The sequence below is a fragment of the Cutibacterium sp. 37298 genome, assembly GCF_023838685.1.
Taxonomy (GTDB): domain Bacteria; phylum Actinomycetota; class Actinomycetes; order Propionibacteriales; family Propionibacteriaceae; genus Cutibacterium; species Cutibacterium acnes.
In genome coordinates, this window is sequence record NZ_JAJNRJ010000002.1 from 822,112 (window position 1) to 846,307 (window position 24,196).

Consider the following 24,196-nt stretch of genomic DNA (forward strand, 5'->3'; position numbering starts at 1 on the left):
CACCGGGACGACGATGAGGATCGAGCCTGCCAGGCTCACCGACGCTAAGGTCGCCTTCGGGAACCGGGTGCTGTGGTCGGGACTTGATCTCATTGTCGAACCCGGCGAATTCATCGCCGTTCTGGGCCCTAACGGGGTGGGTAAGACCACCCTGTTACGGGTCCTGTTAGGGCAGATTCCACTGACAGCCGGGACCGCTATGGTCGCTGGCCGTCCGGTGCGCCGTGGTTCGACCCATATCGGCTACGTCCCCCAGCAACGATCCCTCGAGACGACTGCTCCCATCCGGGGGCGCGACCTCGTCGGGATGGGAATTGACGGGCACAAGTGGGGGTTCGGCTGGTTTAGCCGGTCGCGGCGACGCCGTATTGACGAAGCCATCGCCTCAGTCGGCGCCACAGCCTTCGCTAATGCGCCACTGACGATGATGTCGGGTGGTGAGCAGCAAAGATTGCGTATCGCCCAGGCGCTCGTTACTAATCCTCAGCTGTTGCTGTGTGATGAACCGCTATCCAGCCTCGACCTGCGCCACCAGCAAGAGGTCACCCGACTCATCGACGATGCGCGCCGGACCCGCAACCTCGGGGTGCTCTTCGTCACCCACGAGATCAACCCTGTGCTGCCCTACGCCGACCGGGTGGTCTACGTCGCCGGCGGCAAGGTTCGCGTTGGCACTCCCGACGAGGTGCTGCGATCGGACGTCCTCAGCGAGATGTACGGGTCCCACGTCGAGGTGTTCCATCGCGGCAATCGCATCATTGTCCTTGCTGACGAAGAGCGCTCGACCCACCTGCATGCCCCGGGCCGACGAATCTGAGGAAATGGGCTGACATGGATTTCTCCACAATTATCAATTTCGACAGCTTCAGCCAATTGGTGCCGCTAGTCCGCGGATCGATCATTGCCGGGATCATCCTCGGTGTGCTTGCAGGCCTTATCGGCCCGATGATCCATGCTCGAGATCTGGCCTTCGCTATTCACGGCACGTCGGAGCTTTCCTTCGCAGGTGCTGCGGTGGCCCTGTTCTTCGGAGCATCGGTGACCAAAGTCGCCGTCGTCGGATCCCTCGTAGCTGCCCTCATCCTGGGGCTACTGGGTGTCAAAGCGGCAGAACGCAATGCCTCTATCGGCATCATGCTGCCTTTCGGCATGGGAATTGGTGTGCTCTTCTTGAGCCTGTACAAGGGCAGGTCGTCCAATAAATTCGGCTTACTTACCGGACAGATCGTCGCGGTGGATACCACGGAATTGAGCACCCTCGTCGTCGTAGCGATCTTCGTAGCAGTGTGTCTGGGTATTATCTGGAGACCATTATTCTTCGCCTCAGTGGATCCTGAAGTCGCCAAGGCGCGCGGGGTCCCAATGCGGTTCCTATCGATTGTTTTCATGCTGCTGCTCGGCCTCACCACAGCTATGGCAGTACAGCTTGTCGGTGCCCTGCTGGTACTGAGTCTGCTCATCACTCCGACGGCCGCTGCCGCCAAAATAACAGCCCACCCATTGGCCATGTCGTTGCTATCTATCGTGTTTGCAACGGTCTCTGCCGTCGGAGGAATCATGCTGTCGTTGGGGCCGGGCTTGCCCATTAGCCCCTACGTAACGACGGTAAGCTTCCTCATTTACCTCGTGTGTCTGGGGTTGGGAACTATTCGTCAGCGCCGTGGTTGGAGCCACCGAACCGTCTGATATCCCTACTACGTCCCGTCGACGCCACTTGTCGCAGGATGTTGCCATCTCGGCGTCACCATGTCATCACCTAACCGCGGTGAACTGGCACGGTATTCCGTCGAGGAGATGATTCATGCATTGCTATATCGAGCCAGTAAAGTTCGAGATCGTCAAATTCCGCCGTACAAATGGCGGCACTGATCAGGTCACTAAGAACGGCACCCCGATGAACGGTGTTGCCAGCTGACAGCTCCCCTGCTCCGCACCCGAAGCCATCCGGCACTTCTCACACCGTGACGCCTTCGCTTCCGTCAGGCAACCGGCTATTGCCCCGTATCGGGGTTCGAATAGTCAGCCGCATGGCTATCGCTCCTTATCTACGTGGTATCCCTCACAGCCGACAGCTGAAAGCGGGGCGCACCAGTCGCAAACGCAGTGACCATAATGGCAAGCACACTGACCACCCACATAGCAACGGGCAGCACCGCAATAGTAGGATCGAAGGATTGCTTCGCGTCGGTCGATCCGATCGCGGCATTGATCGCCCAGCCAGCCAGAACTCCAACCACCAGTGACATCGTCTGAGCTGGCAGAATCGTGACGATCATCTGCATCAAGAAGGATCTTCGCAGGATACGGGCGGGAGTACCCACGGCTTGTTGAACGGCAATGGTACGCCGCATTCCCCAGCGCAATTCGACAAAAGCTGCAGTACATGCCACCAGGATCAGCAGGAATCCGGCCGCCAGGCCGCTACGCACGATTCCCTGCTGTTGGATAAACGCCTGTAGAGTGTCGGGATTTTCGGCCCCGGCGTAGGCCGCATAGGACGGCGCAGCTCCGTGGAGTTGATCCACAAGCCGATCGAGGTCGCCAGTTGTGGAGTCTGCGGTGAACTCCAGGATGTCTGGCGTGAGACCTGCCAGTCTCGGATCGTTGCGAGCGAGGAGGGCGTCATCGTCATAGGTGACGGGTAGGCGGCTGACGGGCTTGATGGTACGGACCGTGGTGTGTTTATCGTGGCCAAAGGTCCATGTCGATGACGCGTCTCGCCTCGTTGCCGGCGTCCTGGGACAGGATCGCGGATAGGGACCGAAGGCGGCCAAGTCAGCGCAGGAGGCGGCGACGAGGGTACGACCCTCGGTAGTCGTGTAGATCATACGTCGGGGCCGGGTGACGCGCCGGAGGGCTTGCTGTTCGGTGGCGGTCCGGTCGGTGAAGGGGACCTGGACGAGGACGTGGTGGGGGTCCCCCGCAGTATCGTGGGTGCCAGAAACGAGGAATCCCGATCCAAATCCGGCTAGACCAACCATAATCGTCAATGCGATCACCATCGCAGCGGAATCTAGATAGTGAGCCCGAGCCAGGGTCAACCCAAGACGGGTGGGCAGTCTCAGCTGTTCGCGGTCGGCACACCATACGATGATGAGGTGGGCTGACATGACGGCGCCGAGAGTTCCAAGCACCGCTGCGCCCATGATGTATCCAGCGGCGTGGTCCCCCAGGCGCTGGCCGTTGTGGGCGAGTGCCATCGTCAGGCAGATCCAGCCCTCCAGACCGATCGCAGCCACCACGAGGAGAAGACCAACGATCCCGAGCAGATGACGCACTGTCCCAAGCCGGGCACGGCGGCGCGGGGGGCGGCGTGAAGCCAGCAGCCTTCGCAGGGCGCGACGGGCCAACCAGCCACTCGCGATCACCATGATGACGACGATAGCCAGCCACGCCGGCCATCTCAGCCTCGCCTGCCAAGGCCACCAGGTTAGCCCGAGCACCCCGCTGGTTCCGAGGACGTTTTGAACGGGAACGAACAACGCCAATCCAAGTAGAGCACCCAGGCCAGCGGTCCCGGAAACCTCGGCGGCGAAGACCTGGCCACACCAGTCGGGGTCGCATCCCATGCGCACTAACGTCGTGAACCGGTCGCGACGCGAGGCGGCCGAGAGACTCAGCGACGTCCACAACAACATGGCTGCCGGCAGCCCGACCAGTCCGATCACCTCGATCCACGCAGTACGTGACGACACCCCAGAATCATCTATCCCGGTCAAGCCGAAGCCCTTCAGCTCGCGGCAACCAGCCTGATCGGAGGTGGTCGTAACCGAGAACAACTCATCGGGTGAAGCTAAAGCGGCCCGATCCACCACCACCGGATCGACCGTGCCTAAGCTAGAAACCTTCACGACCCCGGCGTCCATCAGCGACTTCAGACGCGGGGAAACGATGGTATGACCTGGTTGGGGCCAGTGCTTCAGTCCAGGAGGCAGCCAGTCAGCGGGGTGGTTCACCACGAAACTCGTCCAGGGCGTGCCGTCGACCTGTAATTCCTGCACCTTGAAACCGGTATGCCCGCTTGCCGGCTTACCCGGAGCAAGGATGGGTGTCCGCGCATCACGTACCTCCTGCTGCTGGACAGTGACGCGGGGCAGGGTGATACCCACCGCTAACCCCAGTGTTGCCAGGGCCACACCCACAACCATCACCACTGATCGAATCAGCTCATGACGGCTCGCTCCACGGCTCAATCGCAACGCCAGACGCAAGCCTTTCACGCCGCGTCTCCCACGATCCGCCCATCGGCCAAGCGAATGATCCGGGCATTTTCCGGTAACGTGTGCTCATCATGGGTAACCATCACCAAAGTGGAACCTTCAGCGCGAACCAGATCATCCAGCAGACCGATCACGGCATGGCGGTTCGTAGTGTCCAAGGCTCCAGTAGGTTCATCGGCCAGAACGACCGTCGGACGGTGCGCGAGGGCACGCCCCACGGCAGCACGCTGTGCCTGGCCTCCTGACACTTCGCTAGGCCGTCGCTTACTGCTCTCACCGAGGTCAAGAATCTCGGCAAGGCGGTCGGCGCGCCTCAATGCGTCCCGACGCCCAGTGCCAAGGAGCTCAAGAGGCAGGGCAATGTTGTCACGCAATGTGAGCTCGGGAACCAGCTCAGAGTTCTGAAACATCAAGCCGATCGTTCGCAACCGCCACGCCGCACGTTGTCTATCATCCAGCCCGTAGACATCGACATCCCCATGTACGACCCGTCCTTTGGTCGGCACCTCCAAACCGGCAAGACACATTAACAACGTCGACTTGCCCGAACCAGAAGCACCGACGACCACGTTCACCGATTCCGGAGACATGACCAGCGAGACATCGTCCACTGCGGGTCGAGTCGAATGGGGGAACTGCATGAACAAGCCATAACAAGCCAATGAATATCGATTAACCATCAGGTATCCGATCCATGGGCGCCAGAGCGCGGTCATTACTCGCGGTACAGTCTTTCGACACAGTGGTCACGATACCAATGTTCGGCGCACACCTGGACCCGAAGATCTGCCGCACGCAGAGTATCTCCAGGGCTCACATCAGAATTGACACCCACCTTGCCGCCAATGTTTACGTGACCAATTCTCCTCCACGAGTACCCTTGCTGGCGGACATTGACATGACCTGAGTTAGAACCAGTTGACGCCAAGGTTCCGGTGACCCTCACCGCCTTGCCAGCCCAGCCCCGATGCGCCACTCCATAGGTGTATCGACCATGAAAACTGACATTTTGCCCCGTATCGATCCCTATATTTCCACTAGTAGAAGCAAACGCACCAACAGCCATTCCGAATGTCAATACCACAGTAGCCCCGACGACACCCGCAAGTCATTTCATCACAGCCTCTCCATTATCAATTCTACACGCCACTCTTAATTCGGTTACTCACCACATCCAACGCATATTATTATAATTCTCATAGCCCAAACACAAACAATTTCTTCGATATTACATTCCTTCGTCTGCAGCACATTGTCCATTCGTACAACTGGCCACAGAGATCCCCATCTACACATAGCCCCTTAGCCCTACCCCCACACCCCCAACTTGAGATTATGCTCTCGTATGCATAATTATGTACCATGTGGTGTTGACCGACACCGCACCTGCGAAGGAACGTCACATGAAATCTCTGCGTCACGCCGCCGGCGCTTCTCTGGCCGTCGTCGCTGTAGCGGTGAGCGGCTGTACCTATGCCTCTGAGGAGTCCGCTGCCCCCGAAGGCAATTCCAGCAACGGTGGGCCGTCCTCGAGTACCGAGATCATCGGCTCGATCAAGAAGGATCCCACCCTTGCCGCGATGGTTCCCGACGACATCAGGGAGTCCGGCACCTTACGCAACGGCACAGCAGCCAACTACGCCCCCGCTGAGTTCATCGACACCGACGGGTCGACCGTCGTCGGCTTCGACGTCGACTATGTCAAGGCCATCGGCAAACTCATGGGTCTGCAGGTGACGACGACCAACAGTGCCTTTCCCAGCCTCATCCCGGCGATAGGCAGCAAGTACGACCTGTCGGCGTCGTCGTTCACCATCACCCCGGAGCGCCAGAATCAGGTAACGCTGACTTCCTACTTCAAGGCCGGATACTCGATGGCCGTCCCGAAGGGCAATCCCAAGAGGATCTCCCCCGATGACCTGTGCGGGCACTCCGTGGCCGTCCAGACCGGTACCGCCCAACAGACTGCCGCCCAGCAGAAGTCCAAGAAGTGCACCGAGGCCGGTAAGAAACCCATTGACCTGCTGTCCTACGAGTCCCAGTCAGACGCCACCACGAATGTCGCCGGGGGCAAGGCAGACGTCCTCTACGCCGACTCAGTGATTACCGGGTACGCCATCAAGCAGACGTCCAAGCTCGAAGCCCTCGGCAACATCACCGATGCATCGATGTTTGGCGTCGCCACCGCCAAGAATGACGGCGGACTGTCCAAGGCCATCCAGGCCGCAACCCAGAAGCTCATCGACGACGGGACCATGAAGAAGCTGCTGACCTCATGGGGCACCGAGGACGGTCTCATCGAGACCTCCCAAGTCAATCCCGAATCGTGATCACATCCAGCTGAAAGGCACTCCGGGTGGCCAACCACCACGCCGACATTCCCAATCGCGTCCAGGCCCGTGACGTCGCACATCCCGGCACCTGGACCGCAGCCGTCATCGTCGCGATGCTAGCGCTGGTCTTCGTCCAGGACCTTGTAACGAACCCAACTATCAGTGGCCAGTCGTGTGGCTGTACCTGGGCGACGTCAAAATCATTACTGATATCAGTTACACCATCCTGCTGACCTTTGCGACAATGCTCCTCGGAACCGCCGTAGCACTTCTCATGGCCATGATGAAACAGCCCCGCAATCCCGTATTGCGTGGTGTCTCACGGGCATACATCTTCGTGTTCCGAGAAGCCCCGGTATACACCCGTGTTCTGGGGTCTACTCGCAGTGTTATATCCCACCCTCCCCATCGAGGTGCCCTTCGGCGGTCCACAATTCGCCAGCATCGAGACAGAACAAGTCGTCACAACGCTAGCAACCACCATCATCGGTCTAGACCTCAACGAAAACGCCTACCTGACCGAAATCACCCGCTCAGGTTTAGAGTCCGTCGACGTCGGCCAGACTGAAGCAGCCAAAACCTTGGGCATGAAACCGTCCCTCATCATGCGACGCGTTATTATTCCTCAGCCGATGCGAGTCATCATCCTTCCGCTAGGCAACGAGACCATCGGCATGCTCAAGACGACCTCGCTAGTCCTTGCCGTGCCCTTCACTCTCGATCTGCAATATGCCACCAGCGCCATGGCGAACCGCATCTACGCTCCAATTCCCCTCCTCGTCGTCACTGCCTTCTGGTACCTCGTAATGACGAGTGTCCTCATGATCGGGCAACATTTCCTCAAGCAGTACTTCGGTCGCGGATTCAACGGGAGGTCTTCGTCGAAGCGGCTGCGCCGCCAGGCCGCCATCCAGGCGGCTGGAACTACGTATAAGAACATTGCCCTGGAGGTCGAGCAGTGAGCACATCCGCCGAAGCATTTGCAAGCGCCGAACCGATGGTGCACATCGCAGGGCTGCACAAGGAATTTGGACCCCTGCACATCCTCAAAGGAATCGACCTCGACGTCGCCCCTGGTGAGGTCTGCGTCCTGCTCGGCCCGTCAGGCTCCGGAAAATCTACCTTGTTGCGGTGCATCAATCAGCTGGAAACCTTCGAAGCCGGGGAAATCTGGGTCGGTGGTGAACGTGTGGGCTACGAACACGACCCGCTCCCCGACGGCCGGCTCAAGAGGCTTTCTGACAAGGACATTGCTGCCCAGCGCGCCCGCGTCGGCATGGTCTTCCAGCGTTTTAATCTCTTCCCTCATATGACCGCCTTGGGCAACGTCATGGAGGCCCCCATCAAGGTGTCGGGACTCACCAAGGAAGAGGCGAAGCCGCTGGCCATGTCTTTGTTACACCGTGTCGGCATGGCTGATCGAGCTGACCACTACCCCGCTGAGCTGTCCGGTGGTCAGCAGCAACGGATCGCCATTGCTCGCGCTATGGCCATCAAGCCCGAGCTCATGCTCTTCGACGAGCCCACCTCGGCCCTCGATCCTGAACTCGTGGGTGAAGTGCTGAGCGTCCTCAAGGATCTTGCCGGCGAAGGTATGACGATGATCGTTGTTACCCACGAGATGGGATTTGCCCGCGAAGTCGCCGACCACGTCGTGTTTATGGACGACGGAGTCGTCGTCGAAGCTGGCTCCGCCAGTCAGGTCATTGGTAACCCGAAATCCGACCGCCTACGCGGGTTTATCGATTCTGTGCTGTGAAATGTCGTGTCGTCATGACACAGTGACGGTGTGCATGACGACCAGATGATCAGGCTCGGCCAATATCTCAAGTTCGCCAACCTCGCCGAGACTGGCGGGCAAGCCCGCGAACTCATCGCATCGGGGATGGTCAGCGTCAATGGCGAGGTGGAGACCCGGCGGGGACGTCAGCTCCACCCCGGTGACGAGGTGAGGGTCACGAACGGCGGGCAGACCGTCACAGCGACTGTCGATCTCACCGAGCCCGACGTCCCCTGGTGATACCGCATACCTATTAACGTGACGAGTGGCCTGAACCATATGGCCCAGGTCACTCGTCGTTGACAGAGTCCTAGCAATCAGGCCGATTTTGCAGCCTTGACCGCCTTGCGGGCATCAACAATGCCCGTACCGCAACCGGTCTTGCATTTAGCCGGGTTCACCGACTGTTTGAGGATCTCCTTGATCCTCGCGGGGGTGAGGTTCGGGTTGGCCGCGATCATGAGAGCAACAACGGCGGAGACGTGCGGGGCAGCCTGGGAGGTGCCCTCCATGTAGCCGTAGGTCGGGGCCGCAGGAGTCGTCTCGCCGTTATTCAGGGTGGATAGGATCATGTCACCGGCGCGGTCGTCACCGCCAGGAGCGGACACGTCAACGGCCGAACCGTAATTCGAGAAGTACGACTGGGCGCCAGTCTCACCGGTCGCTCCGACAACGACCACATTACGGCAGTTGCCGGGTGTCGACTTACGGACGTCCATCGCCTCGTTACCGGCTGCCACAACGACGGTGGATCCGCGAGAGACGGCCGCGTCAATGGCTCGCTGATAAGTGATCGGGCAGTAGTTAGACGGACCGCCGAGGCTCAAATTAATGACCTTAGCGGGGTTGTGGTTAGTGGGAACACCCGGAACCTCGCCACCAGAGGCCCACGTAATGCCGTCGGCAATATCGACGTCGGTCCCACCGCAATGACCTAGCGCTCGCACCGGCAGGATCTTGGCGCCAGGGGCAGCTCCTGCGACACCCCTAGCATTGTTAGTCGCAGCGCCAATAATGCCCGCCACGTGGGTCCCATGCCACGACGACGGCACGTCACGCCGGGTGCAAGCCCCCGCACGAGTCCAATCGCCCTCATCGGAGGGATCCAAATCGCGACCGTTACCATCGCCGGCGGTATAACGGTCAGAGATAAAGTCGTAGCCAGGTAGAACCTTGCCATCCAGATCCGGGTGCTTGGTGATGCCGGAGTCGATGACGGCCACGGTCACTCCGGATCCTGTGTTGGTTGTCCATGCGCCAGGAGCGTCAATCCCGTTCTTAGAATTCAGGCCCCATTGACGGTTCCAATACTGGTCGTTCGGGACCGACGACACTGCAGCAGGATGGACACCGGTGTTCTCATTAATCGTCATGTGCAAGACGGGCTCGACGGATTCCACCTCCGGGTTGCGTTCGATCTCAGATGCAAAGGTCTTAGCCGCCGTAGCATTGAGCCCTTGAGAAACCTGAACCGACATGGAGTTGTTGGCACGCGCCAATGATTCAGTGACGTGGGCACCTCGCACCTTCGCAGCACGATCCACTGACCCTCGCAGAGACGTGCTGGTTGCCTGCATCGCGGAGGCGGTATGAGCGGTCCTAACGCGCTGGGCAGAGGCCGAACGGTCCTTAAGATGAACGATGAATCCGCTGGTGGACTGTATGGAATCGGAAGTGCGCAGCGGTGAGGTAGTGAAGCCCGGAGCGGCGTTGCTGGGGACTGCGGTCGCGACAAGTGATGCGCCGGTGATCGCACAGAGCATCAAGGTCAATGTACGGCGTGGTGCCATATGTCCATTCCTCTCAGTTTGCTGAAGGTGAAACGAACTTAAGATGACAGTGGGTCATTTATTTAGACATAGCCTGACACAACCTGTAAATGTCTCGCACGACAATCGAGAAATCTCCCTGAAATACGACCGAGCTCGCCTGGATAGCGAGTGTGCGTCCGGCATGACAAAGTCGGGGGCACTAAAACGCCCCCCAGTTACTTCTACTGGCTGGCCCATCAGCTCAGGACCCGCCCGTCAACTCTCCCTGAGCCCACGGGAGGCTCGGCACGGCACGAGCGAAGGCACGCAGAATTTCCTCGGCCCCCTCCAGAGCGCTAGTAGCCTCGATACCCAGACCGGCCTCAATGCGCTCTGCCGTCTGCTGGACGCTGGGGTCGGTATCAAGTGACTCCAAGATCTCGTTGCGGACCATATTCCACAGCCATTCCCGTTGCTGCTCAGTACGACGAATCTGGAGGGAACCATCCTTCTCTAGATACGCACGGTGGTCAACAATCGCCTGCCAGACATCGTCAAGGCCCTCCTTGGTGTACGAAGAGCAGGTGAGCACCGGAACACGACGCTTGTCCGCGTCAGAGGAGACAAGCTTCATAGCAATTGAGAGATCTCGGGCGGAGACTCGCGCATTACCCGCATTGTCGCCGTCAGCCTTGTTAACCGCGACGACATCAGCCAGCTCCAGAATCCCTTTCTTAATGCCCTGAAGCTGGTCACCAGTTCCAGCAACCGAGAGCATAAGGAAGGTATCGACCATTCCAGCCACGGCCACTTCAGACTGGCCAACGCCCACGGTCTCAACGAGGACGACGTTGTAGCCAGCCGCCTCCATGACGATCATGGACTCGCGAGTCGCACGGGCAACGCCACCAAGGTGGCCCCCCGAGGGTGAAGGACGCACAAATGCCTCGTCACGGTTAGCCAGATCGCCCATCCGGGTGCGGTCACCAAGAATCGAACCACCGGTTCGCGTCGATGAGGGATCGACGGCCAAAACCGCGACCTTGTAGCCAAACTCATCGATGAGTTTGCCGCCCACAGCGTTGATAAAGGTGGATTTGCCGGCACCCGGGACGCCAGAGATACCAACTCGAATGGCATCACTGGTGCGCGGCGCTAGCTGACGCAGCATCTCGCGCGCCTTCTCACGATGAGCCGGCTTACTTGACTCCACCAGAGTCAGCGCCCTGGCAATGTGCTGGCGGCTCCCGGCCAGAACTTGCTCAACCAGTTCGGGAACGTCGATCGGCATGATCACCATTTCTTTCATCGGGTGGGTACTTCTACCGTACCGCCCGAAAACGACGTTTACGGTTGCAGCCCCATCCCGCGTGGTTTTCCGTAGTATCCCAACATCGGGAGCTCACGAGGCCTTCGAAACCTAGGTTCCGAAGGCCTCGTTCAGGTTAGCAACCTATCGGGCTCAGTCGTCGTTGTGCGCGGCGAGCAGCTTCTCCATCAACTCAACGGCAGCGTCCGGGATGACGGTGCCAGGCGGATAGATGGCCGCCGCGCCATCCTTGCGCAGCTCGTCGAAGTCCTGGGTCGGGATGACGCCACCGACGACAATCATGATGTCGGAGCGACCAAGCTTGTCCAGTTCCTTGCGCAGGGCCGGCACCAGCGTAAGGTGCCCAGCGGCCAGTGAGGAGACACCGACAACGTGGACGTCGCCCTCAACAGCCTGTCGAGCAGTCTCCTCCGGGGTCTGGAATAGCGGGCCGACATCAACGTCCATACCAAGGTCAGCATAGGCGGTCGCGACGACCTTCTGGCCACGGTCGTGACCGTCCTGGCCCATCTTCGCAATCATGATACGCGGACGACGGCCTTCCTTCTCCTCGAACTGCTTGATGAGCTCGTGGACCTTCTTAGTGGACTCAGAATTGCCGGCTGCCTTGCTGTACACGCCTTCAATGGTACGGATCTGGGCAGTGTAACGCCCGAAGACCTTCTCCATTGCGTCAGACATCTCACCGACAGACGCATCTGCGCGGCCAGCGTCAATGCACAGTTTGAGCAGGTTACGGTCAGGATCGCTCGGATCCGGGTTGGCAGCTGCCCAGGTGATCTTCTCCAGAGCGGCCTGGCACGCCTCCTCGTCGCGGTTGGCGCGCAGCTGCTCGAGTTTGGCCTTCTGTTCCTTGAGCACCTGAGTGTTGTCGACCTTGAGGACCTCGAGGGGCTCCTCCTCGTCGAGACGGTACTTGTTGACGCCGATGAGGGGCTGACGACCCGAGTCGATGCGGGCCTGGGTACGAGCAGCAGCTTCCTCGATGCGCATCTTCGGGATGCCCTTCTCAATGGCCTTGGCCATACCGCCGGCCTTCTCGACCTCCTGGATGTGAGCCCAGGCCTTGCGAGCCAGCTCGAGGGTGAGCTTCTCGACGTAGGCCGATCCGCTCCAAGGATCGATAACGCGGCAGGTGCCCGACTCCTGCTGGATGAACAGCTGAGTGTTTCGAGCAATACGGGCGGAGAAGTCGGTCGGCAGAGCGATGGCCTCATCGAGGGAGTTCGTGTGCAGGGACTGAGTGTGTCCCTGAGTGGCTCCCATGGCCTCCACACAGGTGCGAATCACGTTGTTGTAGACGTCCTGGGCTGTTAACGACCAGCCAGAGGTCTGCGAGTGAGTGCGTAAGCTCATCGACTTCGGATTCTTCGGGTTGAACTGGTGCACCAGCTTGGCCCACAACATGCGGGCCGCACGCATCTTGGCGACCTCCATGAAGAAGTTGGTACCAATGGCCCAGAAGAAGGACAGACGCGGCGCAAACTGGTCGACCTGTAGGCCCACCGACTCACCGGCACGAATGTAATCAACGCCGTCGGCTAGGGTGTAGGCCATCTCGATATCAGCGGTAGCGCCAGCTTCTTGCATGTGGTAGCCGGAGATCGAGATGGAGTTCCACTTCGGCATGTTCGCGCTGGTGTACGCGAAGATGTCGGAGATGATCCGCATCGAAGGCAGCGGCGGGTAGATGTACGTGTTACGAACCATGAACTCCTTGAGGATGTCGTTCTGGATCGTTCCGGCGAGCTGCTCGGGCTTGGCGCCTTGCTCCTCAGCGGTAACAACGTACAGGGCAAGGATCGGCAGCACTGCGCCGTTCATCGTCATGGACACCGACATGCGGTCCAGCGGGATGCCCGCAAAGAGCTCACGCATGTCCAGGATGGAGTCCACGGCCACGCCGGCCATACCGACGTCGCCGGGAACACGCGGGTTGTCAGAGTCGTAGCCGCGGTGGGTCGGCAGGTCGAAGGCGACCGACAAGCCCTTCTGACCGGCGGCCAGGTTACGACGGTAGAACGCGTTGGACTCCTTAGCGGTGGAGAATCCGGCGTACTGACGAATCGTCCACGGCCGGAAGGCATACATGGTGGCGTACGGGCCATGTGTGAATGGTGGCAGACCGGCGTAGGTATCTAGCCAGTCCATGTCACTGTAGACGTCCTCGGAGTAGAGGTGACCAACCGGAATTTGCTCCGGAGTGGTCCAGGGCTCCTGCTCACCGGCGGCCGCAGCCAATCTGGCGAATTGCTCCTGCGCATCTGCGGGAACCGGGGAATCCCCAAGGTTAATGGAATCGAAACGAGGCAGGGTGGTCACTTGGCAACTCCCAACGTGTCCAGAGTGGCGGTCAGGACGTCCACGACGTCCATCCCGAGGTAGATGCGCCCGTCGATGACCTTCTCGGCCTCGGCGGCATCATCACCGAATTCCTTGAAGGCACCTGACAGGTAAACCAGCTTGGCGCCAGCCTCCTTGAGGGCCTTGGCGACCTCGAGGCCTTGAGCCGCGTAGGTCTTGGCGTTCGAGCACAGGTCGGCGATATCAGCACCAGACTCCTTAAAGGCCTTCACGACCTCCTCGGTGGTGCCCCCCTCGCACTCGGGGGTTTCCATGCCAGCGATGTGCCATACCGGGGCGGAGAATCCCTCGCGCGGGCCAAAGTCACGGCGGGTTCCCAGGCAGGCCAGAAACACTTTTGGACGCTCAGGGCACGTGGCAGAGCGATCAACGAGGGCCTCGAAGACCTCGGAGTCACGGTGCCATTCCAGACCCTCGCGGGCCGGGGCTGCTGGATACGGTTTGGTCTCGACGGACTTGGCATCGAGCAGCGGGAACTCACTGACGGCCGTAATCGGCTGCTTGCGAGTGGCAAGACGCTTAGCACGCTCGGTGTTGAGCTTGTCGAGCTCGGTGCGGACATGGTCGCCGGTGAGAGCGGCAGCCATACCACCAGCAGCCTCGACGGCCTGGAACTCGGCCCAACCGGCATCCTCCAACTTCTTGGTGAGTGCCTCGACATAGAAGGAGCCACCAGCTGGATCATTAGCGCGACCAATATTCGACTCTTCGGCGAGAATGATGCCGGTGTTGCGAGCGATACGACGAGAGAAGTCGCTCTTCGGTAAACCAATAGCGGCGTCGAAAGGCAAGGTCGTGACCGCCTCAGCGCCACCGACAGCAGCACCGAAGGTTGCGATCGTGCCACGAAGGATATTGACGTAAGGATCGTCGCGAGTGAGCTCGCGCCAGCTGGTGACCGCTTCTTGACGGGCACCACGCTTAGCAGCCGGTACCTCGAAGACCTCGCCAACACGATTCCACAAGGTACGTAGGGCACGCAGACGGGAAATAGTGAGGAATTCGTCGTGGGTAGCCGTGACGCGGAAGTTGATGGAATCGAAGGCCTGCTCAGCTGTCAGCCCCTGCTCAATGAGAGCTCGGACGTACTCGACTCCGGTCGCGATGGCCCACGCGAGTTCGTGCACGTCGCCAGCACCGGCGTTGTGGTAGATCGTGGCGTCAACGACGAAGGGGCGGGAGTTCTTGTAGTTCTCGGTCTTCTTGACCCACTCAGCCATCCCGGACATGTCTGGGTTACCGCCATTGAGGGCCGCAAAACCGATCGGGTCCAGACCGAGATTAAACGACAGCTTGTCAGCGTCGATCTTGGACTCAATGTAAACATCAAGGAGAGCCTGAGCAGCGGCCTCCTGGTCATCACGGCTAGAGACCTCAACCTTGGCCAGATCGAGCAACACATCCTTGAGGTCACCTGCAATGTCCGCGGGCTTAATGGCGTCAGCCCCGACCCGCAGCCACAGGGACGTCACGCCACGCTCAAGGTCGGCGATGACGGCCTTTTTAGTGAACGCGACATCGGGATCCTCGTGAAGGGCCCGGACATCCCATGCGTCCATGCCGCCTTCACGGATCGTGGTACCACGAGTGAACGGCGGCACGCCCGGAACACCGAGTTTCTCGGGGGCATCCTGACGCCGGTACATCGGCTCGATCTGGATGCCGTCGACCGTAGTCGGCTCGAGGCGCTTCATTCCCTGCTCGATGTTGAGTTCCTTGCCCTCAGGACGACCCCGGTTCAGAACCTTAAGGACCGCCTCCTCCCACTGCTCGTGGGTGACCTTCGGGAAGTCCCCGGCCAGGCTCAACTCCTCAGGCATCCTGTCCTCGACGGACTTAGATGCGAGGTTGTCAGGATCAGTCATTCGTTAGACTCCTGCTCCGCTGTGGATGGTTGGACGACCTCGGTCGGCCCTCGAGACCTCGGACGCTGTGGTACACGCGGAGTGCACCACACGCTCTGGCAGGTATTCGGACTCATGGGCACCTCGTCTGCCGACGAGTCCTACGTCACCGCTTCCCAGACCGAAGCCCAGTGCTTGATCGCCGCCAAACCGATTCGAGAACCGGATGAGCGACGATGGTGATGTCGTTCCCACTCACCGCTGCGGGGCAGTTCCGGAGTCTCACCGGATTCCCTCTTACCGCCTCAAAATCCCACGAAGGATTCCTTGGCACCAGCAGGTACGATACTAGGCCGCGCACAACCACCTCCGTGCAGCGGGGTCACAAGTGCACGATTGTGCACATACAGGATGAACGGCCGCGCAGTAACTGCTAGAGCCTGCGGTCCTGGGCTCAGTTAGCCGCTTTGGACATGACACCCGTACTCACCAGCCATTCACCAGCAGCCCACGAGGTGTTAGCCTCGCCACTATTGACAGCTGAGCCGCTGACAAGGAGGTCAATCATGGCATTGCAGGAAATCGAGTTCACCTCGCACAACGGGCGCGACGCCATTCAAGCGTGGGCTTACGAACCAGTGGGAACACCGACGGCCGTCGTCCAGATCATTCACGGTCTGGGTGAGCACTCACGCCGCTACCTGCACATGATCTCGGCACTACTGGACGCAGGCTTCGTCGTCATTGCTGATGACCATGCCGGTCATGGCCGCACCGCCATGCAGTCGGGCGTGTGGGCTGACGCAGGCGATAACGCCGCCGAGGTAGTCATCAGCGATGAGCTCACGCTGCAGCAGCAGTTGGCAGGCCAGTTCGACGATCTACCGTGGGTGGTCTTCGGGCACAGCTGGGGCTCGATGATAGCCCGCGCGATGGCCACCCGTCCCGGTACCCGCCTCGACGGCTTAGCACTATGCGGGATCGTAGCGCAGCCTCGCGGCTTCGAGACCACCCTTGACCACAAGACGCTTGCGAAAGCCATGGCCACCGCTCCGACAGACCCCGCCCCTGAGGCCCTCGTCGCCCAAATGTTTGACGGATTTGCCGACCGCTTGAGCGAAGACGACGGCCCGACTGGCTGGGTGGCTCGCAGCAAGGAGGTCGTCGCCGACCACGGCAAAGATAAGTTCAACAACTTTGGTGCCCCGATGAGTACGCGCTTCCTGCAGGGCCTCGCCGACATTTACGCAATGGCCAACGGGGACAGCTTCTATGCCACGATGCCGAACATACCCATCGTTCTGTTCGCAGGCAGTGAAGACCCCGCAGGTGATTTCGGCACCGGCGTGAAGGCAGTCGCCGAACGCTTGCGAAGGGACGGGCATAACGTGGAGCTACACCTATACGACGGCCTGCGCCACGAGGTGCACAACGAGCCCGAGTCGCGTGCCGACGTGGAATCGAGCCTCGTCACCTTCGTAGATCGAGTGGCCAACAGGAGAATTAAGCGGTCGCGATAGTGATCGTTGCAGAGCTCACCCTAGACGGCGAAGCCTGCAACGAGGTGTTGCCGGAGGCCGGAAAAAGGTGACTGGTGTCGTACGCCACACCGCTGCCTTAAACTCATGGGGACCCCCGAAAGGACCTCCCGTGAAGATTGCCGTTGCAGGATTGGGCTACGTCGGAATGGCCAATGCCGTGTTGCTGGCCCAGCATAACAGCGTCGTCGCTATCGATATCGACGCTGAGCGGGTCGATATGGTCAACAACCGGCATACCACCATCGTTGATCCCCTCATAGCGGAGTACTTGGCCCATCACAACCTGGACCTGCGCGCCACCACCGACCCGCAGGAAGCGTACCGGGGAGCAGACTTCGTCGTCATCGCTACCCCGACCAACTATGACCCTGACCAAAACTACTTCGACACCTCAAGCGTCGACGAGGTCCTTGACCTGGTCCAGGAACTCGCCCCCCACACGACGACCGTCATTAAATCAACAATCCCGGTGGGCTTCGTCGAGGGCGTTCGCAAGGAGCGCCCCGGACTTGACGTCATCTTCTCCCCCGAGTTCCTGCGAGAAGGTAAGGCTCTGTTCGATAACCTTCACCCCTCGCGGATCGTCGTCGGGGCGGACTCCCCCAAAGCTCACCTCTTCGCCGACCTCATGGCTGCCGGGGCCGTTGACACCAATGTCCCGGTGCTCTTCGTCGGTGCCACCGAGGCCGAGGCCATCAAGCTCTTCGCCAACACCTACCTGGCGATGCGGGTGTCCTTCTTCAACGAGCTCGACACCTACGCCTCCCAGCGCGGGCTGTCTACCCGTCAAGTCATTGACGGGGTCTGCCTCGATCCTCGCATTGGCGACCACTACAACAACCCGTCCTTCGGGTACGGCGGTTACTGCCTGCCTAAAGACACCCGTCAACTATTAGCCAATTACCAGGACGTGCCACAGACCCTCATCCAGGCCATCGTCGACTCCAACACCGTGCGCAAAGACTTTATCGCCTCTGACATCATTGCCAGGGACCCGAAACGGGTGGGGATTTTCCGTCTGGTCATGAAGGCAGGTTCGGATAACTTCCGTTCCTCCTCAATCCAAGGCGTCATGAAGCGCATCAAGGCCAAGGGCATCGAGGTGGTCGTCTACGAGCCGACCTTCGACGGCGACGAGTTTTTCCACTCCGAGGTCACCAAGAACCTTGACTTCTTTAAAGCTAACTGCGACGTCATCATTGCCAACCGGATGTCACCGGATTTATCCGATGTCGCTGACAAGGTCTACACCCGGGATCTCTTCGGTGGGGACTGACCCGGGCAATGCCGGTCACAAGGGTGAGGCTCCGCTAGACCAAATGACCTGACCGGCTTCCCGGATGAGAACCGAGCAGCCGTCGCGCACATCAAGTTCGACGATGAGAGGTTCGACCCCCGGCACTCCGGTGCGATAGACATAGCGCTCGTTCGTGAGATCCAGGGACTCGGTGCGAGCGTCCACCAACCACGGGTGTCGGCGCCGCAGGCCAAGCAGGTTTTGATGAGCGCGCAGGGTGTCTGCGCCGAGGTTCGACAAATCCGCGGGGCTGGCCGGGAATACCGGGCGAATATCGTCGTCACCTCCGAACCTCTCTTCTTTGACTCCACGAGAAGCTAGCTCGTCCCCGTAATAGATAAGCGGGATACCGCCAATGGTGGCGAGTATCGCGGTTGCGAGAACTGCGCCGTCCTGTCCCACCCTCGAGGCGATACGGGTGACGTCATGGTTGCCGACGAAGGTCACCGGGGTGAAAACATCGCTGAACTCGTTATGGCGGCCCAAAGCATGATCTAGCTCGAAAAAGTTACGAGACTCGATAGAGGACCAGATCCCTTTCCATAACTCGTACTGGGTCACCGAATCCATCCCCGAGGCTCGGACGATACCCGCATAGTCGCCGTGAATAACTTCACCGAAGATCCACACGTCAGGGTGCTTCTCTCGCACCGGAGGCAGCACCGCAGCCCAGAACTCAGGATTGACGGAATAGGCGGCGTCCAGCCGCCAGCCGTCAACACCGCGACCGCACCAATAGTTCATGATCCGGGTGACATGTTCCCGCACTGCGGGGTTGTCGTGGTTGAGTGCGACCAGGTCACTATGACCCTCGAAAACGTCGAGGTGCCCCTCACACCAGCGAACCATACGGCCGGCGTCTGAATCTGGCCCAGCACTCTGCGCATCCTGCACGATGCGGTTGCGACGCGAGACGTGGTTGAACACCCCGTCGAGCAGTACTGACAGACCACGAGCGTAGGCGGCCTGAAGCAGGTGATCGAAGTCATCGTCGTCGCCTAGCCGAGGGTCGATAGTGAAGTAGTCCAAGGTGTCGTAGCCGTGGCTAGCCGAGGAAAAGACCGGCCCTAAGGCCAGACCTGAACAGCCCAGTGCCACGGCATGGTCGAGCCAGGCTTCCAGATGAGCGAGACGATGACTCACCTCCTGAGACTCCAGTCGTGTCGAAGCTCCGACGAACCCCAGGGGATAGACGTGCCACCCAATGAGGTGGTCAACCCATCCGGGCCGATAAGCCATGATGCCTCCCCGTGTGTCACGGCCGATCAATTACCACCCTCATCATGTCAGTCGTGATGGAGATTGGCCGTTGAAAGGTCAGCACGAGGCGCCCTGGTGACAATCTTGTGACCGACCCACAACGCCAGGAATACCGGAATGCTGATGTAAGCGACGATCATGTCGGTGACATCACCGCTGAGAACTGCGTCACGCCCCTGGCCGAGGGTAACGATGACGCACAACACCCCGGCGACGATAGGACCGGCAGGATACCAGCGCGCCCGATACGGCAACTCGGACAGGTCGTGCCCCTGAGCCTGAAAGGCGCGCCGGAACTGGATATGGCATATCGCAATACCGATCCATGCGATGAATCCACACAGACCAGAGATATTGACCAACCAGGTGTATGCCTGGCCTGACCCCACCAGAGATGTAGCAAAACAGGCCGCGCCGACGAGAGTAGTGACGATAAGAGCCGGCACCGGGACACCTCGTCGACTAGTACGGCCAAGGATGCGAGGAGCTTTGCCCTCACGCGCTAGGGCGTAAAGCATTCGGGTAGACGCATAAAGACCAGAGTTACCGGCCGAAAGCACCGAGGTAAGGATGACCGCGTTCATGACAGCCGCCGCAGCTGCAACACCGGCCCGCTTCAGGACCAACGTAAACGGGCTGACGGCAACATCGGTGACCTCACCCGCAAGCAGGTGCGGGTCAGTGTAAGGCAGCAACAAACCGATAACGGCGATGGCACCGATGTAGAAGATCATGATCCGCCAGAAGATCTGACGAGTGGCCTTGGGGATCGTCATTCCGGGGTCTTTCGATTCTCCTGCAGCAATGCCGATGAGCTCGGTGCCCTGGAAGGAGAATCCAGCAATAAGAAAGACAGTCAGGATGCCACCGAACCCGTGAACGAAGGGCGCGTCACCGCGACGCCAATGAGATAGACCAGGAGATGTCCCCATCACGCCGGCGATCATGAGGATGCCAAGCACCAGGAAGACGATAACTGCCGTCACCTTGATGATGGCGAACCAGAACTCGCTCTCACCGTATGCGCGGGCAGACAAGACGTTCAGGAAGAAGAGCAACGCCAGGAATCCGACCGACCACATCCAGGCCGGTACGCCGGGCCACCAGTAGGCCATAACGATGGAGGCAGCAGCTAATTCAGCAGCGACCGTGATGGCCCAGTTGAACCAGTAATTCCACCCCAATGCGAAGCCAAAGGAAGGCGAGACGAATCTGGTGGCATAAGTTTCGAATGCGCCTGGCACCGGGAGATAGGAGCTCATCTCGCCAAGAGACTGCATAAGCAAGAAGACCATGAGCCCCATAGCGAAGTAGGCAACCAGGGCTCCACCCGGCCCAGCCTGGGAGATGGTGGCACCAGATGCCACGAACAGGCCAGTACCGATGGCCCCGCCGATTGCGATCATGTTCATGTGCCGCGAGGAGAGCCCGCGCTTCAATTCGCCGTCCATGGTGGTCCTCAGATAGGAGCGCCCCGCCCTGCTGAACGAAGCGTCGGCCACTGTACCGCCCTCCCATACCTCCCTATTCAATACTCCGTATGTCGATACGCGGCACAAAATCAGGGGCGCCCCGACTTTACGCCGAAACGCCCCTCAAAACCGACGTGAATCAGGCCTTGGACGCAGCCTCAAGGGCAGCGTCGTAATCCGGCTCGGTAGTGATCTCATCAACGAGCTGGGTGTAGGTAACCTTTCCCTCAGCGTCCACGACGACGATGGCGCGCGCAAGCAGATGCTGCATCGGGCCATCGGCGAGGGTAACGCCAAGGTCCTTACCAAAATGGGAGCGGAAGGCTGAGGCAACAACAACGTTCTTGATGCCCTCCGCACCGCAGAAGCGAGCCTGGGCGAATGGAAGGTCACGAGAAACACATAAGACGGTGGTGTCGTCGAGTCCAGCGGCTTTCTCGTTGAAGGTGCGCACACTCGTTGCACACACCCCGGTGTCCACACTTGGGAAAATGTTGAGGACGAGCTTCTTGCCCTTCAACTCATCGCTTCTCAGCTCTGACAAGTCACTCTTGACGAGGGTGAACGACGGCAGCAAGGAACCGACCTGAGGAAGGTCCCCGACGGTGTTAAGGGGTTTTCCCATGAAAGCGGTAGTAGCCATGTCGATACCCTATGCAGGCCAGACCATCGACGACGAGCATTCGGCAGATGATTCACTCATGGGCGAACACAGCCGACACCTCGTCCAGGGCGCAAACTTCGTCGCTGGACAAGACGAGGTCGGGAGCGGCTAGCAAAGCATCAAGCTGGTCGATAGTGCGCGCCGAAGCAATAGGTGCGGTAACCCCTTTAGCCAGTAGCCACGCCAACGAGACCGAGGACACCTCAACGCGATGGTCCCCAGCAATCTGACGCAATTGATCGAGGACAGCGAAGGCCGCCTTCTCGTGCTCGGCGTCAGGCAAGTACGCCGCCATCATGGATTCTCGGGCGACACCGTGCAGGTCGTCCCGCGTGGCGTACTTGCCTGTGAGGAACCCAGACGCCAGAGAAAAGTACGGGAAGAGGGCCAGACTGTACTCACTGGCGAGCTGACCATAGCCCTGCGGATCCTCAACGTCTGCGCGATGCAACAAGTTGTACTGGGGCTGCAATGCCACCGGGCTGGCTAGTCCTTCATGCTCGGCCACCTCAAGCCACTTCTGCTCGCGGGCCACCGAGAAATTCGACAGGCCAACCCAGCGCACCTTGCCAGCCTTGACAAGCTTGTCAAAAGCCGCTGCCATGTCCTCGATCTGCTGGGTGTCGTCGTCGAAGTGGGCGTAGTAGAGATCAATGTGGTCGGTATGGAGCCGGGCCAGGGAGGCGTCAACTGCGGCAGAGATGTTCTCCGGCGCCAAGCCCTTGAACTCTGGATGGGTAGCAACTTTCGTGGCGATGACGATGTCGTCACGTCGCCCGCCTTTTTCCACCCAAGAACCAATGATTCGCTCAGACTCGCCCCCGTTATTGCCGTCGGCCCAATGGGAATAGCCGTCAGCGGTATCGACCAGCGATCCCCCGGCACCAAGAAAAGCGTCCAGGATGGTATGGGAGTCGTGCTCATCAGCCGTCCAGCCGAAGGTATTAGCCCCCAAAACCAATGGTCTGATGTCCAGATCTGTGCCAGGGATACGAGTCATGAGACCTCCTAGACGATGCCCGGGATCAGGACCGGTCAACCAGATCGATGTCAACCATGATCTCGGTGGCAATGGCTTCTAGTTCCGAGCGTAGATCGTCGAGGGTCGTCGCGTTTGTAATCCGGCACTGCACCTGCGCCTCAAAGAGGATGCCGTCCCCCATCGGGGCCTCACGCAAACCAGTCGACAGATCGTCGATGGTGACCCCGAGGCGGGCCATGGTAGCCGTTACTTTATGGATGATGCCCGGATGGTCGTGGCCGACGAGGTGAACCACCAGGACAGCCTCGCCCTCATCTTGCTGTGGGGTGGTATCAGTAACAGTGACCCGCAAGCCCTTGACCTCAAGACCGGCTAGGTCAGCCTTAAGGGGCTCGACCTTAGAACTTTTGATGTCAACGAGGACAATCCCCGCGAAGGCACCAGCGAGCCGTGCCATACGGCTATCAAGCCAATTTCCGTCGTAATGGGCAACAATTTCAGACAAGTCGGAGACAAGCCCGGAGCGGTCCGCGCCGACCGCGGTGAGAAGGAGCTGAGTCATGACACGAGTCTACGCGACCCCGATCACCACCGCGCCCTGGTAGTCGCAGTGGGGCCATTGAACTCCGTGAAACCGGCATCAACGACTCTCACCCGAGCAACATCAGAGTCCCAGTGCTCAACCGTGGGTGTAACGACGCGAACTCGAAACCCGTCGTGGCGCCAGGTTTCCAGAGCGTGGCGGTCATCGTCGTTACCGAAGCTCATAGCCTCGTGGGCGAGCTGGGCGGCATGGCCACACTGAGCGCAAGCCTTGCCGGTGGTCATCTCAATGCGAGGGTTAATTTCTATCGTGACAACGGGTTCGGTAGTGGCGGAATCGCCGTCGGCCGGCAAATTGGTGCCGGCGACCTGAAGTTTGTCGATCTGCTTGGGCTGCGGGTGCACCGGGGCTGGAACGAAGGCCCGTACCCTGGCTGGACCAGTTTCGGGACTGGCATACGGGGGCGGATCCTGGCTGATGGTGACGCCGTCGAGAACCTGGACGTCATCCCATCTCTTTCCAGAAGCGCGGCGGACGATCTTGCGGATGCGCTTGTTAGACCACTGCCGCACGGCGTCATGCCATGGGCCTCCCGGTTGGGTACGAGGATCATCGAGAAGAAAGACGACGGCTCGCGCTGCCGCCTCGCAAGCATCCACCTGACGTGCCGGGTGATGTTTATCACGAAGTAGCACCAGTTGCATTGCCCAGGGGTCGGGTTCGTGGTCGGGTGTAGTCACCCGTGGCACGATACCGGTCAGACTGACAACGGAACAGACGACACATCACTGTGTCATTGTGATAACTCTTCTCA

Annotated in this window: 21 protein-coding genes, 1 pseudogene and 1 riboswitch; of the genes and pseudogenes, 9 read left to right on the top strand and 13 right to left on the bottom strand. The window is 59.8% G+C overall.

What is annotated here, in order from left to right:
* The first annotated feature begins 13 nt into the window (after nt 1-13).
* Nucleotides 14-817 (top strand): metal ABC transporter ATP-binding protein, encoded by an 804-nt coding sequence (locus LRP59_RS08315; protein ID WP_002521944.1) that lies wholly within the window; start codon nt 14-16, stop codon nt 815-817.
* Between the two features lie 14 nt (nt 818-831).
* Entirely contained in the window at nt 832-1,686 is an 855-nt protein-coding gene (locus LRP59_RS08320) for a metal ABC transporter permease (protein ID WP_002514087.1), read from the top strand.
* A 70-nt stretch (nt 1,687-1,756) separates the two neighbouring features.
* Here LRP59_RS08320 and LRP59_RS08325 read toward each other — a convergent pair.
* The 3 genes and pseudogenes from LRP59_RS08325 to LRP59_RS08335 all read right to left on the bottom strand — a co-directional run bounded on the left by LRP59_RS08325 (nt 1,757) and on the right by LRP59_RS08335 (nt 4,900).
* Nucleotides 1,757-1,995, bottom strand: a pseudogene (locus LRP59_RS08325) (hypothetical protein).
* A 50-nt stretch (nt 1,996-2,045) separates the two neighbouring features.
* Entirely contained in the window at nt 2,046-4,148 is a 2,103-nt protein-coding gene (locus LRP59_RS08330) for an FtsX-like permease family protein (protein ID WP_148378407.1), read from the bottom strand.
* 68 nt (nt 4,149-4,216) lie between these two features.
* Nucleotides 4,217-4,900: an ABC transporter ATP-binding protein gene (locus tag LRP59_RS08335; protein WP_002514090.1), complete on the bottom strand. Its 684-nt coding sequence runs from the start codon at nt 4,898-4,900 to the stop codon at nt 4,217-4,219.
* 675 nt (nt 4,901-5,575) lie between these two features.
* Between LRP59_RS08335 and LRP59_RS08340 the strand changes: the two genes are divergently transcribed.
* The 5 genes from LRP59_RS08340 to LRP59_RS08360 all read left to right on the top strand — a co-directional run bounded on the left by LRP59_RS08340 (nt 5,576) and on the right by LRP59_RS08360 (nt 8,573).
* On the top strand, nt 5,576-6,550 hold the full coding sequence (locus LRP59_RS08340) for an ABC transporter substrate-binding protein (protein ID WP_002514092.1): 975 nt from the start codon (nt 5,576-5,578) through the stop codon (nt 6,548-6,550).
* 26 nt (nt 6,551-6,576) lie between these two features.
* On the top strand, nt 6,577-6,786 hold the full coding sequence (locus tag LRP59_RS08345; protein WP_002514093.1) for a hypothetical protein: 210 nt from the start codon (nt 6,577-6,579) through the stop codon (nt 6,784-6,786).
* Nucleotides 6,787-6,918: 132 nt separating this feature from the next.
* Nucleotides 6,919-7,515: an ABC transporter permease subunit gene (locus tag LRP59_RS08350; RefSeq protein WP_002521948.1), complete on the top strand. Its 597-nt coding sequence runs from the start codon at nt 6,919-6,921 to the stop codon at nt 7,513-7,515.
* Between the two features lie 35 nt (nt 7,516-7,550).
* Nucleotides 7,551-8,312, top strand: a complete 762-nt coding sequence (locus tag LRP59_RS08355) for an amino acid ABC transporter ATP-binding protein (protein ID WP_002521949.1) — start codon at nt 7,551-7,553, stop codon at nt 8,310-8,312.
* Nucleotides 8,313-8,357: 45 nt separating this feature from the next.
* Nucleotides 8,358-8,573 carry an RNA-binding S4 domain-containing protein gene (locus LRP59_RS08360; protein WP_002521950.1) on the top strand — a complete coding sequence of 72 codons (216 nt, stop codon included), beginning with the start codon at nt 8,358-8,360 and terminating at the stop codon, nt 8,571-8,573.
* Between the two features lie 77 nt (nt 8,574-8,650).
* On the opposite strand, the gene LRP59_RS08365 is transcribed toward LRP59_RS08360, so the two are convergent.
* The 4 genes from LRP59_RS08365 to mutA form a co-directional block, all read right to left on the bottom strand.
* Nucleotides 8,651-10,123 carry a S8 family serine peptidase gene (locus LRP59_RS08365; protein ID WP_002514097.1) on the bottom strand — a complete coding sequence of 491 codons (1,473 nt, stop codon included), beginning with the start codon at nt 10,121-10,123 and terminating at the stop codon, nt 8,651-8,653.
* 223 nt (nt 10,124-10,346) lie between these two features.
* A complete protein-coding gene (gene meaB, locus LRP59_RS08370; protein WP_002521952.1) occupies nt 10,347-11,393 on the bottom strand; it encodes a methylmalonyl Co-A mutase-associated GTPase MeaB in 1,047 nt (348 codons plus the stop codon).
* Nucleotides 11,394-11,546: 153 nt separating this feature from the next.
* Nucleotides 11,547-13,736 (bottom strand): methylmalonyl-CoA mutase, encoded by a 2,190-nt coding sequence (scpA, locus tag LRP59_RS08375; RefSeq protein WP_002514099.1) that lies wholly within the window; start codon nt 13,734-13,736, stop codon nt 11,547-11,549.
* Entirely contained in the window at nt 13,733-15,643 is a 1,911-nt protein-coding gene (mutA, locus tag LRP59_RS08380; protein ID WP_002514100.1) for a methylmalonyl-CoA mutase small subunit, read from the bottom strand. The genes scpA and mutA overlap by 4 nt, the downstream gene beginning before the upstream one ends.
* Before the next feature lie 79 nt (nt 15,644-15,722).
* Nucleotides 15,723-15,975, bottom strand: a riboswitch (cobalamin riboswitch).
* A gap of 213 nt (nt 15,976-16,188) precedes the next feature.
* On the opposite strand from mutA, the gene LRP59_RS08385 reads away from it, so the two are divergent.
* Both LRP59_RS08385 and LRP59_RS08390 read left to right on the top strand, forming a co-directional pair.
* Complete coding sequence (locus LRP59_RS08385; protein WP_002514103.1) at nt 16,189-17,142, top strand: alpha/beta hydrolase; 954 nt, start codon at nt 16,189-16,191, stop codon at nt 17,140-17,142.
* A gap of 130 nt (nt 17,143-17,272) precedes the next feature.
* Entirely contained in the window at nt 17,273-18,439 is a 1,167-nt protein-coding gene (locus LRP59_RS08390) for a nucleotide sugar dehydrogenase (protein ID WP_002514104.1), read from the top strand.
* A gap of 15 nt (nt 18,440-18,454) precedes the next feature.
* Here LRP59_RS08390 and LRP59_RS08395 read toward each other — a convergent pair whose 3' ends face one another.
* The 6 genes from LRP59_RS08395 to LRP59_RS08420 all read right to left on the bottom strand — a co-directional run bounded on the left by LRP59_RS08395 (nt 18,455) and on the right by LRP59_RS08420 (nt 24,086).
* A complete protein-coding gene (locus LRP59_RS08395) occupies nt 18,455-19,699 on the bottom strand; it encodes an alpha-amylase family protein (RefSeq protein ID WP_002514105.1) in 1,245 nt (414 codons plus the stop codon).
* A gap of 47 nt (nt 19,700-19,746) precedes the next feature.
* Nucleotides 19,747-21,252 (bottom strand): amino acid permease, encoded by a 1,506-nt coding sequence (locus LRP59_RS08400; protein WP_002521955.1) that lies wholly within the window; start codon nt 21,250-21,252, stop codon nt 19,747-19,749.
* Nucleotides 21,253-21,331: 79 nt separating this feature from the next.
* Nucleotides 21,332-21,835, bottom strand: coding sequence for a thiol peroxidase (gene tpx / locus LRP59_RS08405; protein WP_002514107.1), 504 nt, complete (start codon nt 21,833-21,835; stop codon nt 21,332-21,334).
* 52 nt (nt 21,836-21,887) lie between these two features.
* Nucleotides 21,888-22,856 carry an aldo/keto reductase gene (locus LRP59_RS08410; RefSeq protein ID WP_002514108.1) on the bottom strand — a complete coding sequence of 323 codons (969 nt, stop codon included), beginning with the start codon at nt 22,854-22,856 and terminating at the stop codon, nt 21,888-21,890.
* A 25-nt stretch (nt 22,857-22,881) separates the two neighbouring features.
* Nucleotides 22,882-23,400, bottom strand: coding sequence for a glycine cleavage system protein R (locus tag LRP59_RS08415; protein ID WP_002514109.1), 519 nt, complete (start codon nt 23,398-23,400; stop codon nt 22,882-22,884).
* A 23-nt stretch (nt 23,401-23,423) separates the two neighbouring features.
* Entirely contained in the window at nt 23,424-24,086 is a 663-nt protein-coding gene (locus LRP59_RS08420) for a peptidyl-tRNA hydrolase (protein WP_002521956.1), read from the bottom strand.
* Nucleotides 24,087-24,196 lie beyond the last annotated feature (110 nt).

Coding starts and splice junctions, on each gene's coding strand:
- LRP59_RS08395 (WP_002514105.1), bottom strand. CDS start 19,699: ATGGCTTATCGGCCCGGATGGGTTGACCACCTCATTGGGTGGCACGTC.
- LRP59_RS08340 (WP_002514092.1), top strand. CDS start 5,576: ATGTACCATGTGGTGTTGACCGACACCGCACCTGCGAAGGAACGTCAC.
- LRP59_RS08385 (WP_002514103.1), top strand. CDS start 16,189: ATGGCATTGCAGGAAATCGAGTTCACCTCGCACAACGGGCGCGACGCC.
- LRP59_RS08335 (WP_002514090.1), bottom strand. CDS start 4,900: ATGGTTAATCGATATTCATTGGCTTGTTATGGCTTGTTCATGCAGTTC.
- LRP59_RS08330 (WP_148378407.1), bottom strand. CDS start 4,148: ATGGTTGTGGGTGTGGCCCTGGCAACACTGGGGTTAGCGGTGGGTATC.
- LRP59_RS08410 (WP_002514108.1), bottom strand. CDS start 22,856: ATGACTCGTATCCCTGGCACAGATCTGGACATCAGACCATTGGTTTTG.
- meaB (WP_002521952.1), bottom strand. CDS start 11,393: ATGAAAGAAATGGTGATCATGCCGATCGACGTTCCCGAACTGGTTGAG.
- LRP59_RS08365 (WP_002514097.1), bottom strand. CDS start 10,123: ATGGCACCACGCCGTACATTGACCTTGATGCTCTGTGCGATCACCGGC.
- tpx (WP_002514107.1), bottom strand. CDS start 21,835: ATGGCTACTACCGCTTTCATGGGAAAACCCCTTAACACCGTCGGGGAC.
- LRP59_RS08420 (WP_002521956.1), bottom strand. CDS start 24,086: ATGCAACTGGTGCTACTTCGTGATAAACATCACCCGGCACGTCAGGTG.
- LRP59_RS08355 (WP_002521949.1), top strand. CDS start 7,551: ATGGTGCACATCGCAGGGCTGCACAAGGAATTTGGACCCCTGCACATC.
- LRP59_RS08320 (WP_002514087.1), top strand. CDS start 832: ATGGATTTCTCCACAATTATCAATTTCGACAGCTTCAGCCAATTGGTG.
- LRP59_RS08315 (WP_002521944.1), top strand. CDS start 14: ATGAGGATCGAGCCTGCCAGGCTCACCGACGCTAAGGTCGCCTTCGGG.
- mutA (WP_002514100.1), bottom strand. CDS start 15,643: ATGACTGATCCTGACAACCTCGCATCTAAGTCCGTCGAGGACAGGATG.
- LRP59_RS08360 (WP_002521950.1), top strand. CDS start 8,358: ATGATCAGGCTCGGCCAATATCTCAAGTTCGCCAACCTCGCCGAGACT.
- LRP59_RS08415 (WP_002514109.1), bottom strand. CDS start 23,400: ATGACTCAGCTCCTTCTCACCGCGGTCGGCGCGGACCGCTCCGGGCTT.